Annotated in this window: 10 protein-coding genes; 3 read left to right on the top strand and 7 right to left on the bottom strand. The window is 68.8% G+C overall.

Going from position 1 to position 12,645, the window contains the following annotated elements; all coding sequences use genetic code 11:
* Position 1 precedes the first annotated feature (1 nt).
* The 6 genes from murA to recO all read right to left on the bottom strand — a co-directional run bounded on the left by murA (position 2) and on the right by recO (position 6,386).
* Positions 2 to 1,363, bottom strand: coding sequence for a UDP-N-acetylglucosamine 1-carboxyvinyltransferase (gene murA, locus ACFWCK_RS07405; RefSeq protein ID WP_233309300.1), 1,362 nt, complete (start codon positions 1,361 to 1,363; stop codon positions 2 to 4).
* Between the two features lie 75 nt (positions 1,364 to 1,438).
* Positions 1,439 to 2,035 (bottom strand): 3-isopropylmalate dehydratase small subunit, encoded by a 597-nt coding sequence (gene leuD / locus ACFWCK_RS07400; protein WP_233309299.1) that lies wholly within the window; start codon positions 2,033 to 2,035, stop codon positions 1,439 to 1,441.
* Between the two features lie 2 nt (positions 2,036 to 2,037).
* Positions 2,038 to 3,462: a 3-isopropylmalate dehydratase large subunit gene (gene leuC / locus ACFWCK_RS07395; RefSeq protein ID WP_233309298.1), complete on the bottom strand. Its 1,425-nt coding sequence runs from the start codon at positions 3,460 to 3,462 to the stop codon at positions 2,038 to 2,040.
* Positions 3,463 to 3,657: 195 nt separating this feature from the next.
* A complete protein-coding gene (locus ACFWCK_RS07390; protein ID WP_378805259.1) occupies positions 3,658 to 4,659 on the bottom strand; it encodes a TerC/Alx family metal homeostasis membrane protein in 1,002 nt (333 codons plus the stop codon).
* A gap of 189 nt (positions 4,660 to 4,848) precedes the next feature.
* On the bottom strand, positions 4,849 to 5,661 hold the full coding sequence (locus ACFWCK_RS07385) for an isoprenyl transferase (protein ID WP_378805258.1): 813 nt from the start codon (positions 5,659 to 5,661) through the stop codon (positions 4,849 to 4,851).
* Complete coding sequence (gene recO, locus ACFWCK_RS07380) at positions 5,658 to 6,386, bottom strand: DNA repair protein RecO (RefSeq protein ID WP_378805256.1); 729 nt, start codon at positions 6,384 to 6,386, stop codon at positions 5,658 to 5,660. The genes ACFWCK_RS07385 and recO overlap by 4 nt, the downstream gene beginning before the upstream one ends.
* A gap of 35 nt (positions 6,387 to 6,421) precedes the next feature.
* Here recO and ACFWCK_RS07375 point away from each other — a divergent pair, with 35 nt between their 5' ends.
* Positions 6,422 to 7,108, top strand: coding sequence for a trimeric intracellular cation channel family protein (locus ACFWCK_RS07375; RefSeq protein WP_233309292.1), 687 nt, complete (start codon positions 6,422 to 6,424; stop codon positions 7,106 to 7,108).
* Between the two features lie 132 nt (positions 7,109 to 7,240).
* On the opposite strand, the gene leuA is transcribed toward ACFWCK_RS07375, so the two are convergent.
* Positions 7,241 to 9,004 carry a 2-isopropylmalate synthase gene (gene leuA / locus ACFWCK_RS07370; protein WP_233309291.1) on the bottom strand — a complete coding sequence of 588 codons (1,764 nt, stop codon included), beginning with the start codon at positions 9,002 to 9,004 and terminating at the stop codon, positions 7,241 to 7,243.
* Positions 9,005 to 9,293: 289 nt separating this feature from the next.
* On the opposite strand from leuA, the gene thrC reads away from it, so the two are divergent.
* On the top strand, positions 9,294 to 10,715 hold the full coding sequence (thrC, locus tag ACFWCK_RS07365) for a threonine synthase (protein WP_378805255.1): 1,422 nt from the start codon (positions 9,294 to 9,296) through the stop codon (positions 10,713 to 10,715).
* An 85-nt stretch (positions 10,716 to 10,800) separates the two neighbouring features.
* Complete coding sequence (locus tag ACFWCK_RS07360) at positions 10,801 to 12,591, top strand: DUF2207 family protein (protein WP_378805254.1); 1,791 nt, start codon at positions 10,801 to 10,803, stop codon at positions 12,589 to 12,591.
* Positions 12,592 to 12,645 lie beyond the last annotated feature (54 nt).

Here is a 12,645-nt window from a genome sequence, read left to right as displayed (position 1 = left end):
CTCAGCCGATCACGTCGAAGTCGGCGCCCAGCGCGGTGAGCTTGTCGAGGAACTTCTCGTAGCCGCGGCTGAGGATGTCGACGCCGGAGACTCTCGACTCGCCGGTCGCGGTGAGCGCGGCGATGACGTGGCTGTAGCCGCCGCGCAGGTCGGGCACCACGATGTCCGCGCCGTGCAGCGGCGTCGGGCCCGTGATGACCGCGGCCTGCTCGAGGTCGCGACGCGCCACACGACGCGGGCCGTCCTGCAGACCGTGCGGGTGCACGACGATGTCCGCGCCCATCTTGATCAGCGCGCCGGTGAAGCCCATCCGGTTCTCGTACACGGTCTCGTGCACCACCGAACGGCCGCGCGCCTGCGTGAGCGCGACAACGAGCGGCTGCTGCCAGTCGGTCATGAAGCCCGGGTGCACGTCGGTCTCGACGATCACCGGCTTGAGCTCGCCGTCGCGGCGGAACAGGATCCCGTCCTCGCGCACGTCGAACCAGCCGCCCGCCTTGCGGAACACGTTGAGGAACGTCAGCATCTCCTGCTGCTTGGCGCCGCCGACGAAGATCTCGCCGTCGGTCGCGAGCGCCGCCGAGGCCCAGGACGCGGCCTCGTTGCGGTCGAAGATCGAACGGTGGTCGTAACCGCGCAGCTTCTCCACGCCCTCGATGAGGATCACGCGGTTGGGCTCGTAGGAGATGATCGCGCCCATCTTCTGCAGCACGGCGATGAGATCCATGATCTCGGGCTCGATGGCCGCGTTGCGCAGCTCGGTCGTGCCCTCGGCCCGTACCGCGGTCAGGAGGACCTGCTCGGTCGCACCGACGCTCGGGTACGGCAGGTGGATGTTGGCGCCGTGCAGGCGGCTGCCGCCCGTGGACAGCCGGATGCCGCTGGGCAGCTTCTCGACGGTCGCGCCGAACTTGCGCAGCGCGTCGAGGTGGAAGTCGATCGGGCGGTCGCCGATGCGGCAGCCTCCGAGGTCCGGGATGAAGGCCTGTCCCAGCCGGTGCAGCAGAGGGCCGCAGAACAGGATCGGGATGCGCGAGGCGCCCGCGTGGGCGTCGATTTCCTCGAAGTGCGCGGACTCGACCTCGCTCGGGTCGAAGATCAGCGCCCCGGGCTCGTCGCCCTCGGTGACCCGCACACCGTGCACTTCGAGCAGCGAGCGCACCACGGCGACGTCGCTGAGGTCGGGGACGTCGCGGAGCGTGCTCGCGGTCTCCCCGAGGAGGGTCGCCACCATCGCCTTGGTCGCGAGGTTCTTCGCGCCCTTCACGTCCACCCGGCCGTGCAGTGGCCGTCCGCCGCGGATTGCCAGGACATCGCCCGAAGGCTTCGAAGCGAGCGTGGTCTCGTGCAGCGGTGTCGTCATTCAGGGCCTCTTCTTGTGGAACGGGCGCGGCCGGAGCCGCCGGGCGGATGCCCTAGGCTCACGGCCGCGTCCGATTCAGAGAACAGGAAGCGTACGTGGCCGCCACGACTCGCGACGGGCCTCGAACTGCGCGATCTTGTCTTCGTTGCGCAGCGTGAGCCCGATGTCATCGAGCCCTTCGAGGAGCCGCCATCTAGTGTAATCGTCGATCCCGATGGAGGTCTGGAAGTCGCCGATCGTGGCGGTGCGCGCCTCCAGGTCGACGGTGATCTCCCGGCCGGGATCCTCGTCGATCAGGGCCCAGATCCGCTCGATGTCGGCCTCGTCGACGGTCGCGGCGAGCAGGCCCTGCTTGCCGGAGTTCCCGCGGAAGATGTCGGCGAAGCGGGGGCTCAGCACGACGGCGAAGCCGTAGTCGCGCAAGGCCCAGACCGCGTGCTCGCGACTGGATCCGGTGCCGAAGTCGGGACCCGCCACGAGCACGGACGCGTTCCGGAAGGCGTCCTGGTTGAGCACGAACTCGGGGTCCTGACGCCAGGCGTGGAAGAGCGCGTCCTCGAAGCCGGTCTTGGTGACCCGCTTGAGGAACACCGCCGGGATGATCTGGTCCGTGTCGACGTTGGAGCGCTTCAGGGGCGCCGCGACACCCGTATGGGTAGTGAACTTCTCCACGATCAGGCCTCCAGATCGCTCGGGCTGGACAGGGTGCCGCGCACGGCGGTGGCGGCGGCGACGAGGGGCGAGACGAGGTGCGTGCGACCGCCCTTGCCCTGGCGGCCCTCGAAGTTGCGGTTCGAGGTCGACGCGCAGCGCTCCCCCGGAGCCAGCTGGTCGGGATTCATGCCCAGGCACATCGAGCAGCCGGCGAACCGCCACTCGGCACCGAAGTCGGTGAAGACCTTGTCGAGCCCTTCGGCCTCCGCCTCCAGGCGCACCCGGGCGGATCCGGGGACGACCATGACGCGCACGCCATCGGCCTTCGTCTTGCCCTTGATGACCGACGCGAAGGCGCGTAGATCCTCGATCCGGCTGTTCGTGCAGGAGCCCATGAAGACCGCGTCGACCTTCACCTCCTTCAACGGAGTGCCGGGAGTCAGGTCCATGTACTCGAGAGCCCGCTCGGCGGCGCTGCGTTCGTTCGGGTCGGCGATCCGGGCCGGATCCGGGACCGTGGAGGACAGCGAGCTGCCCTGGCCCGGGTTGGTGCCCCACGTCACGAACGGCTCCAGCTCATCCGCATCGATGAACACCTCGGCGTCGAACGTCGCGCCCTCGTCGGTCGGCAGCGTCTTCCAGTAGGCGACGGCGTCGTCCCAGTCCTGCCCCTGCGGCGCGTGGGGCTTGCCCTGCACATACGCGAAGGTGGTCTCGTCCGGCGCGACCATGCCCGCCCGCGCGCCGGCTTCGATCGACATGTTGCAGATCGTCATCCGACCCTCCATCGAGAGGGCGCGGATGGCACTGCCGCGGTACTCGAGCACGTAGCCCTGCCCGCCGCCGGTGCCGATCTTCGCGATCACTGCGAGGATGATGTCCTTCGCCGTGACACCGGGGCGCAGCGTGCCCTCGACGGTGATCGCCATGGTCTTGAACGGCTTCAGCGGCAGCGTCTGCGTGGCCATGACATGCTCGACCTCGCTCGTGCCGATGCCGAAGGCCATGGCGCCGAACGCGCCGTGGGTGGACGTGTGCGAGTCGCCGCAGACGACGGTGATGCCGGGCATGGTCAGGCCGAGCTGCGGGCCGACGACGTGCACGATCCCCTGCTCGGCGTCGCCCAGCGAGTGCAGCCGCACACCGAACTCTGCGGCGTTGCGGCGCAGCGTCTCGATCTGGGTGCGGCTCGTGAGATCGGCGATGGGCTTGTCGATGGCGAGGGTCGGGGTGTTGTGATCCTCGGTGGCGATCGTCAGATCGAGGCGTCGCAGCGGGCGCCCTTCGCTGCGCAGACCGTCGAAGGCCTGCGGGCTGGTGACCTCGTGCACGAGGTGGAGGTCGATGTAGATGAGGTCGGGCTCGCCGTTCTCGCCCTTCACCACGAGGTGGTCGTCCCAGACCTTCTCGGCCAGCGTGCGGGGTCGGGGGGATGCGTCGTTCATGCGTTGCTTCTCCTGGGTAGTGGTGCGGCCGTCCCCTGAAGAGCAGGGCGCGACTCCGCGGCGAGAGAGGCCTAGATCGAGGTCTCGCCGCGGCTGCTAAGGAGAAGCTGCACCGCCTGCATGGCCACGAGTTTACCCCCGGTCAGGGTGGGTGTTTCCCACCCACCCTGAGCCGAAATAGGCAGGGCGGACGGCTCACTCCGCGAGGGCGCGCTCCCGGCGCTTCTCGCGACCGGAGGCGATGAGGCTCGCCCCGGTGGCGCCGAGCATGGCGACCACGATCACGGTGAGCGACAGCCAGATCGGCACATCGGGCGCCCATTCGATGGGCTTGCCGCCGTTGATGAACGGGACGCTGTTCTCGTGCATTGCGTGCAGCACGAGCTTCACACCGATGAACGCGAGGATCACGGCGATGCCGTAGTGCAGGTAGCGCAGCCGGTCGAGGAGGTCCCCGAGCAGGAAGTAGAGCTGGCGCAGCCCCATCAAGGCGAAGATGTTCGCCGTGAACACCAGGAAGCTGTTCTGCGTGATGCTGAAGATCGCCGGGATCGAGTCGATCGCGAACATCAGATCCGTCACGCCGATCGTGACGAACACGATGATCATCGGGGTCCAGATCTTCTTGCCGTCGACCGTGGTGCGCAGCTTCGGACCGTCGAACTCATCGCTGACGGGCACGAGTCGGCGCACCAGACGCACGGCGAAGCCCTCCTTCGCAGCCGTCTCGTCCTCCTGCTCCCTCTCCGGCATCGCCTGACGGATCGCGGTCCAGATGAGGAACGCGCCGAAGAGGTAGAACACCGGGGCGAAGTTCTCGATGATCGTGACGCCGAGCAGGATGAAGATGCCGCGCAGCACGAGCGCGATGATGATGCCCACCATCAGCACCTCCTGCTGCAGCTTCCGCGGCACCGAGAACTGCGCCATGATCAGCACGAACACGAAGAGGTTGTCGATCGAGAGGCTGTACTCCAGCGCCCAGCCGGTGAGGAACTCCCCCGCGTGCTGGCCGCCGGCCACGGCGAGCAGGAGGCCCGCGAATCCGAGCGCCAAGGCGACGTAGAACACCACCCAGAGGGTGGACTCCTTGGTCGAGGGGATGTGCGGGCGCCAGCGCACGATCAGCAGGTCGCCGATCAGGATCAGCAGCAGGACGGCGAGCGAGACGACTTCGAACCAGACGGGAACGTCCACAGGGGCCTTTCGAGGGGGTCGGTCAACGGCCGAAAGTCTCTTCCCCGCAGATCAGCGGTCACGCGCCCGGAGGCCCGGCGGCGGGCCTCGTGATGACGATCGCGTGAAGTCGGAATACTCCCCTTCGCGGGGTCCATTCTACCGGATCCCGACTGAGCACGGTTCGCGACGGCGCTCCCCTCCCCGGGTTCACCGACCGGAGACGACCTCATCGGGCGTGTCCACGGCGCCGCCGAACCGACGGTCACGGGACAGGTAGATCCCGATCGCGCGCCACAGCTCCTCGCGGGAGAAGTCCGGCCACAGCGTGTCCAGGAACACCATCTCGGCGTAGGCCGACTGCCACAGGAGGAAGTTCGACGTGCGCTGCTCCCCCGAGCTGCGCAGGAACAGATCCACGTCGGGCATGTCCGGGATGTACAGGTGCCGGCGGATGGCCTTCTCGGTGATCGCGCTCGGGCGCATCCGCCCTGCCTTCACATCCTCGGCGATCGCACGCATCGCGTCCACGAGCTCCACACGGCCGCCGTAGTTGATGCACATCGTGAGCGTGAGGGTGTCATTGCCGCGCGTCAGCTCCGACGCGTACTCCAGCTCCTTGATGACGGAGCCCCACAGCCGCGGCCTGCGACCCGCCCAGCGGATCCGCACGCCCCACTCATTGAGCTGATCGCGGCGGCGGTGCAGCACATCGCGGTTGTAGCCCATGAGGAAGCGCACCTCTTCCGGAGATCGCGCCCAGTTCTCCGTCGAGAACGCGTACACGCTGAGGTGCTTGACGCCCGCCTGGATCGCGCCGGCGACCACGTCGAGCAGCACCTCCTCCCCGGCCTTGTGCCCCTCGATGCGGTTGAGCCCCCGCCGGTTCGCCCAGCGGCCGTTGCCGTCCATGACGATCGCGATGTGGTTCGGAACGGCGGGGAACGCCGGCGGCAGCACCCCGGTCCAGTCCAGCGGGCGATACGGCACCGCGTCCTTGTGCGTGTACGGCTTGGGGCTCAACGTGTTCCCTCCAGGAGCGAGAGCGAGCGGATCCCCCGCTCGAGATGCCACTGCGCATAGGCGGCGATCAGGCCGGATGCCGCGGCGGTGTCGCGGACGGTGGCGGAATCGACCCGGTCCCAGTCCCCCGCGATCAGCGCGCGGAGCACATCCAGCGCGGTGGCCGGGATCCGCGGACTGCCGACGGGAGCGCAGTCGTCGCAGACGATGCCACCCATCTGCGCGACGAACACCGTGTGCGATCCGGGCTTCGCACAGCGCGCGCAGTCGTCGAACGACGGCGCCCAGCCCGACAGCGCCATGACGCGCAGCAGATAGGAGTCCAAGATGCTGCGGGCGGCATGTTCGCCGCGCGCGAGGGCGCGCAGCCCGCCGACGAGCAGCAGGTACTGCTCGGGCGTCGCCTCGGCGTCGTTCAGCCGATCGGCCGTCTCGACCATGGCGTTCGCCGCCGTGTAGCGGTCGTAGTGCAGGGCGATGTCGGCGCCGTAGGATCCGAGCGACTCGGCCTGCTGCACGATGTCGAGCGATCGGCCCTGGTACAGCTGCACGTCCGCGACCATGAACGGCTCGAGACGCGAGCCGAACTTCGATGAGGTGCGGCGCACTCCCTTCGCCACGGCCCTGACCTTGCCGTGCGCACGCGAGAGCATCGTGACGATCCGGTCCGCCTCACCGAGCTTGTGGGTGCGCAGGATCACCGCTTCGTCTCGGTAGGTGGGCATTCCTCGATCATCCCACTCCCGGGGACAATAGAGCTGTGACCGAACCGACCTTCACCATCCCGCTGTGGGCCGATCTGCTGGGCGTGGGCCTGGGCGGCGTGCAGGGCGCCATGTTCGCGAGCGGCTTCCGAGGCGAACGCCGTCTGGATCTGCTCGGGGTGGCCATCATCGGGATCATGATCGGAATGGGCGGTGGGCTCATCCGCGACATCCTGCTGGGCCAGCCTCCCGCATCGCTGCACAGCAACTGGTACCTGCTCACCGCCGGCGGCGCCGCCCTGTTCGGCATGCTGCTGGCGGGGGTGTTCCAGCGGCTGAACGCCGTGGTCGTCGGCCTCGACGCCGTCGTGATCGGCATGTTCGGCGCGTTCGGCACGAGCAAGGCGATCGCGTTCGGGCTGCCCGAGGTCCCGGCGGTGTTCATCGGCGTCTGCGCCGCCGCCGGCGGAGGCGTGCTCCGCGACATGCTCATGGGGCTGCCGGTGTCGATCATGCACGTCGGCTCGCTCTACGCGGTCGCAGCCGGTGCGGGCTGCGCCTTCATCGTGGTCGCGCATGCCCTCGGGATGGGGATCGTGCTCGCGGCGATCATCGGCATCGTCCTGACGGCCGTCATCCGCGTGCTCGCCGTGGTCTTCGATCTCTCGCTTCCGGAGCAGCGTGCCCTGTACCGCCGACGCGTCGCCGCGGAGACCGGGATGATCCCGATCATCCGTCCCTGAGACATGACTGCGCCCCGGGGCACGGCATGTTCTGCCGGGCGCCGGGGCGCAGGCTCAGTCACGCGGACGGTTGTGCCGCGGACAGGCCCTCCGCACGCGGGGTGCCGGTGCGGAGAATTCTCGGGCGACTGCTCAGGCGGTGACGAGGTCCGCTTCGGCGGCCTGACGCGCGCGGATGGAGCGGTTCACGCAGGACACGATGGCCTTGAGCGACGCCGTGGAGATGTCCCCGTCGATGCCGACGCCCCACAGGCGCTGGTCTCCGACCTGCAGCTCGACGTAGGCCGCCGCCTGGGCGTCGCCGCCGGTCGAGAGCGTGTGCTCGACGTAGTCGTACAGCGAGATCTCGAAGCCGCGCTCACGCAGCACCTCGATGAACGCCGCGACAGGGCCGTTGCCCCGGCCTTCGGCCTCGACTCGCTCCTCATCGTCGCGCAGCACGACATCGAGGGTGACCTCGCCGGACATGTCGCTGTTGGTCCGCGTGCCCAGCAGTTCGAACCGACCCCACTTGGCGTCGTCGGCCGACGCCGGCAGGTACTCGTCGGTGAAGATCTCCCAGATCTGCTCACTGGTGACCTCGCCACCCTCGGCGTCGGTCTTTCCCTGGACGACACCGGAGAACTCGATCTGCAGCTTGCGGGGCAGGTCGAGCGCGTGATCGGTCTTCAGGAGGTAGGCGACGCCGCCCTTGCCGGACTGCGAGTTGACACGGATGACCGCCTCGTAGGATCGACCCAGATCCTTGGGATCGACCGGCAGGTAGGGCACACCCCACTCGATGTCGTCGACCGTCACGCCCTGCGCCTCGGCCTTGGCGGCCATCGCCTCGAAGCCCTTCTTGATCGCATCCTGGTGCGATCCGCTGAACGCGGTGAAGACGAGGTCGCCGGCCCAGGGGCTGCGCTCGGGCACGGGCAGCTGGTTGCAGTACTCGGCAGTGCGCTTGACCTGGTCGATGTCGCTGAAGTCGATCTCGGGATCGATGCCCTGCGTGAACAGGTTGATGCCCAGCGCGACGAGGTCGACATTGCCGGTGCGCTCCCCGTTGCCGAACAGGCATCCCTCGATGCGGTCGGCTCCGGCCATGTAGCCCAGCTCCGCGGCGGCGATCGCGGTGCCGCGGTCGTTGTGCGGATGCAGCGAGAGGATCACGTTCTCGCGGTGGTTCAGGTGACGGCTCATCCACTCGATCGAGTCGGCGTAGACGTTGGGCGTGGCCATCTCGACGGTGGCGGGCAGGTTGATGATGACCTTGCGGCCGGGGCTCGGCTCCAGGATCTCCAGCACCTCGTTGCAGACCTCGACCGCGTACTCGAGTTCGGTGCCGGTGTAGCTCTCGGGCGAGTACTCGTAGTAGACCTCGGTGTCGGGGATCCGCTTCTCGAACTCGCGGCAGAGACGCGCACCCTCGAGCGCGATCTGCTTGACGCCCTCGCGGTCGGAGCGGAAGACGACTTCGCGCTGCAGCACGCTGGTGGAGTTGTAGAAGTGCACGATCGCCTGCTTGGCGCCGGCGATCGCCTCGTAGGTGCGCTCGATGAGGTGCTCGCGGCACTGGGTCAGGACCTGGATCGTGACGTCGTCCGGAATCAGGTCCTCTTCGATGAGCTGGCGCACGAAATCGAAGTCGGTCTGGCTCGCGGACGGGAAGCCGACCTCGATCTCCTTGTAGCCCATGCCGACGAGCAGCTCGAACATGACGCGCTTGCGCTCGGGCGACATCGGGTCGATGAGCGCCTGGTTGCCGTCGCGCAGGTCGACCGCGCACCAGCGCGGCGCCTTCGTGATGCGGGCCGACGGCCAGGTGCGGTCGGGCAGATCGACGGGGATCTGCTCGTGGAACGGCCGGTACTTGTGGACCGGCATCGCAGTGGGGCGCTGGTTGTTCTTCATGAGGGGTGCTCTTCTCGTCGCTTCAAGTGTGGGAGCGGGCCAACACGAACACCGCGACGAGTGGGGCCCTCAGAGACGGGACTCGTCGCGGCAGCTAAGAAGGAGCAGACCGCCTGCGCGCATGCCGCCATGCTAGCACGGCGTGTCGGGTGCCCTGTCCCGATGCCGAACGCCCGCCGACGCGACGTCACGCGTCTCATGAGGGTGGACGGAACCTGCGAGAATCGTTGGACGCGGATCCGCGCCCGTGCGGACGGATCCGAGACGCCCGACTTCCGAGGAGCAGCTCGTGCAGTACATCTCCACCCGCGGTGGCGGGGAGCCGAAGACCTACAGCGAAGCACTGCTGGAGGGGCTCGCCGTCGACGGCGGCCTGCTCGTTCCGGAACAGTTGCCGACGGTCGACGCGGCGACCCTCGAGTCCTGGCGCGGACTCGACTACGCCGCCCTCGCGACGGAGGTCCTCGGCCTGTTCGCCACCGACATCCCCCGCGATGACCTCGCAGCGCTCTGCGCGGCCGCCTACTCGTCCTCGGTCTTCGCGACGCCCGTGCCGCTCACGCCGATCGGCGGCGGGATCACCCTCGTCGGGCTGTCCGAGGGGCCGACGCTCGCGTTCAAGGACATGGCGATGCAGTTCCTCGGGCAGGCGCTCGAGTACGCGCTCGAGCGCACCGGCGGTGTGCTGAACATCGTCGGCGCGACCTCGGGCGACACCGGATCGGCAGCCGAGCACGCCTTGCGCGGCAAGGACCGGATCAGCGTGTTCATGCTCTCGCCGCAGGGACGGATGAGCGCGTTCCAGCGGGCGCAGATGTACTCGCTGCAGGACGCGAACGTGCACAACATCGCGGTCGACGGCGTCTTCGACGACTGCCAGAACCTCGTCAAGGACCTCGCCGGCGACCTCGACTTCAAGAACGCTCAGCACCTCGGCGCGGTCAACTCGATCAACCTCGCCCGGATCACGGCGCAGGTCGTCTACTACTTCTGGGCATGGCTGCGCGCGACCGACGGCCTCGGTTCCGCCGAGCGCGAGGGCTTCGAGGTGTCGTTCGCGGTGCCGTCGGGGAACTTCGGCAACATCCTCTCGGGCTTCTTCGCCCGGGGCATGGGGCTGCCGATCCGCCGTCTCGTGCTCGCCGCGAACGAGAACAACGTACTGGACGAGTTCTTCCGCACCGGGGTCTACCGTCCGCGCAGCGCCGCACAGACGCTCGCCACCTCCAGCCCGTCGATGGACATCTCCAAGGCGTCGAACCTGGAGCGCTTCATCTACGACCTCGTGGGCCGGGACCCGCAGCGCGTCGCCCAGGCATGGGACGACCTCGCCCGCACCGGCGCGTTCGACTTCACCGCGGATCTGCCGCGCTTCGCCGACGAGTTCGGCATCGTGAGCGGCACCAGCACGCACGCCGACCGGCTCGCCACGATCCGCGCCGTGCACGAGACGAGCGGCACGATCATCGATCCGCACACCGCCGACGGTGTGAAGGTGGCGGGGTCGTTCCTCGAGGACGGCGTGCCCATGCTCGTGCTCGAGACGGCCAAGCCGGAGAAGTTCGGCGAGACCATCACCGAGGCGCTCGGCATCGAGCTGCCGCTGTCGGACGAGCTGAAGGCCCTGCTCGCCGCACCGCAGCGCGTCACCGAGATCGCGAACGACGAAGCCACGCTGCGCACGATCATCGAGACCAGCGCGCTGCACTGACCGGCCGCGATCCAGGGTTCGACGCCGCGCGGCACAACGCGTCGGAGAGCGGGGAGCGAAGGGCGCGACGGATAGTCTGGCTGGCATGACGGCTCGACTGCGCGCCCGGCTGCTCGCCGTGCTCGGCGCCCTCGCCTTCGTGCTGGCCCCGCTGCTGGCGGCACCCGCCGCGCACGCCGACACGAACGACTTCTCCTATGCGTCCTGGGACGCGCAGTATCTGCTCAGCCGTGATGCCGACGGCCGCGCGATGCTGGCGGTGACCGAGACGCTGGTCGCCGATTTCCCGGACTTCGACCAGAACCACGGGATCATCCGCGGACTGCCCACCTGGTACGAGGGCGCGCCGCTCGGGCTACATGTCGTCTCGATCACCGACGGCGCCGGCAAGGCTGTGCCGTACGACGACAGCGAGACGGACGACGGCGAGCGTCAGCTGAAGATCGGTGATCCGGACGCGTTCGCGCACGGACGCACCACGTACGTGATCCGCTACACGATGCGCGACGTCGTACACCGCCCCACGGACCGGGCGATCGACGAATGGTACTGGAACCTGCTCCCGTTGAACTCCACGCAGCCGATCACGCACTTCTCGGCCGAACTGTCCTTCGCCCCGGAGGTCGAATCGGCCAGGATCGGCGATCCCTCCTGCTACGCCGGACCCGCCGGCTCCACGACGCCGTGCACCCTCTCCCCCGCGCCCGCGATCCACGGGTTCACCGTGTCCCAGGACGACGTCCCCGCCGGATCCGGCGTCACGGTCGCGTTCCCGATGAAGGCGGACTCCTTCGCACAGGCCCCCGCCCGGCAGCCGGATGCGATGACCGATGTGGCGCCGTACCCCGTCGCCGCCCTCGCCGCTCTTCTGGCGATCGGCGGCCCGATCCTCGGCATCGGGCTGCTGCGCCGGAGCGGGCGCCGTAGCGGCCGCGGCATCGTGGTCGCCCAGTACGACGTGCCCGAGGCGCTTCCGCCGGTCCTCGCCGCCGAGATCGAGGGACGCAAGCCTGTCGCGGGCTCCGCGGAGATGGTGCACCTCGCCGTCCACAAGGCGATCCGCATCTCCGACGGCGAGAGCAAGCCCGTGCTGGAGCTGCTCGACCCGTCGATCGCCCCCGATGCCCTGGACGCGGAGGCACTGCACGCGCTCTTCCCCGGCGACCCCGTCGGCACGACGCTGCATCTCGAGGTGCCGAACGATCCGCTGGTCACCCGGCTCAAGGCCCTGTCCGGATCCGCGCACGTCGCCGCGTTCGAGCGCGGCCTGCTCACCAAGCAGCGCTCGACGACTGCGGTGGTGCTGAGCGCCGTCGGGCTCGCCGCCGGCCTGGGCGCGGTCGCGCTGGCCGTGCCCGGCATGGCGGTAGGACGCCCTGCTGCCATCGCGACCTTCGTCGTCGCGATCGTCGCATCGGTAGTCGCGGTCGTGGCACTCCTCGTGTCGCTGCCCCGCCGCGCCGTGCTCACGCCGCAGGGAGCCGAGACGCGCGAGTACCTGCTCGGCGTGCGCGAGTACATCCGACTGGCGGAGGCGGACCGGATCCGCATGCTCCAGTCCTACCGCGGTGCCGAACGCCGCGCGGACGGCACCGCGGACGTCATCGTGCTGTACGAGCGCCTCCTCCCCTTCGCGATGCTGTTCGGCATGGAACGCGAATGGGGACAGGTGCTGGCCGTGCAGTACGAGCACGACGGCGTCACGCCCGGCTGGTACTACGGGTACACGGGCGCGAGCTTCGCGGGTTCGCTCAGCGGGATGAACAGCTCACTCAGCCCCACGCCCACGCCGAGCACGTCGTCGAGTTCCAGCGGCTCCTTCGGCGGCGGATTCTCCGGCGGGGGCGGCGGAGGCGGGTCATCCGGCGGGTGGTGAGACGCCGCATGCGAGAGCACCGCGTCTCGTCTCGCTCGGCCCGCGGCCGGGGCC

This window comes from Microbacterium sp. NPDC060117 (assembly GCF_042729315.1).
Taxonomy (GTDB): domain Bacteria; phylum Actinomycetota; class Actinomycetes; order Actinomycetales; family Microbacteriaceae; genus Microbacterium.
The sequence above is the reverse complement of the archived record's forward strand: the minus strand, read 5'-3'. Positions and strand labels throughout refer to the sequence as shown.

Bases quoted from the DNA above. Each gene is read 5' to 3' on its own strand.
- recO (WP_378805256.1), bottom strand. From the start codon at position 6,386: ATGCCCACCTACCGAGACGAAGCGGTGATCCTGCGCACCCACAAGCTC.
- leuA (WP_233309291.1), bottom strand. From the start codon at position 9,004: ATGAAGAACAACCAGCGCCCCACTGCGATGCCGGTCCACAAGTACCGG.
- murA (WP_233309300.1), bottom strand. From the start codon at position 1,363: ATGACGACACCGCTGCACGAGACCACGCTCGCTTCGAAGCCTTCGGGC.
- ACFWCK_RS07360 (WP_378805254.1), top strand. From the start codon at position 10,801: ATGACGGCTCGACTGCGCGCCCGGCTGCTCGCCGTGCTCGGCGCCCTC.
- leuC (WP_233309298.1), bottom strand. From the start codon at position 3,462: ATGAACGACGCATCCCCCCGACCCCGCACGCTGGCCGAGAAGGTCTGG.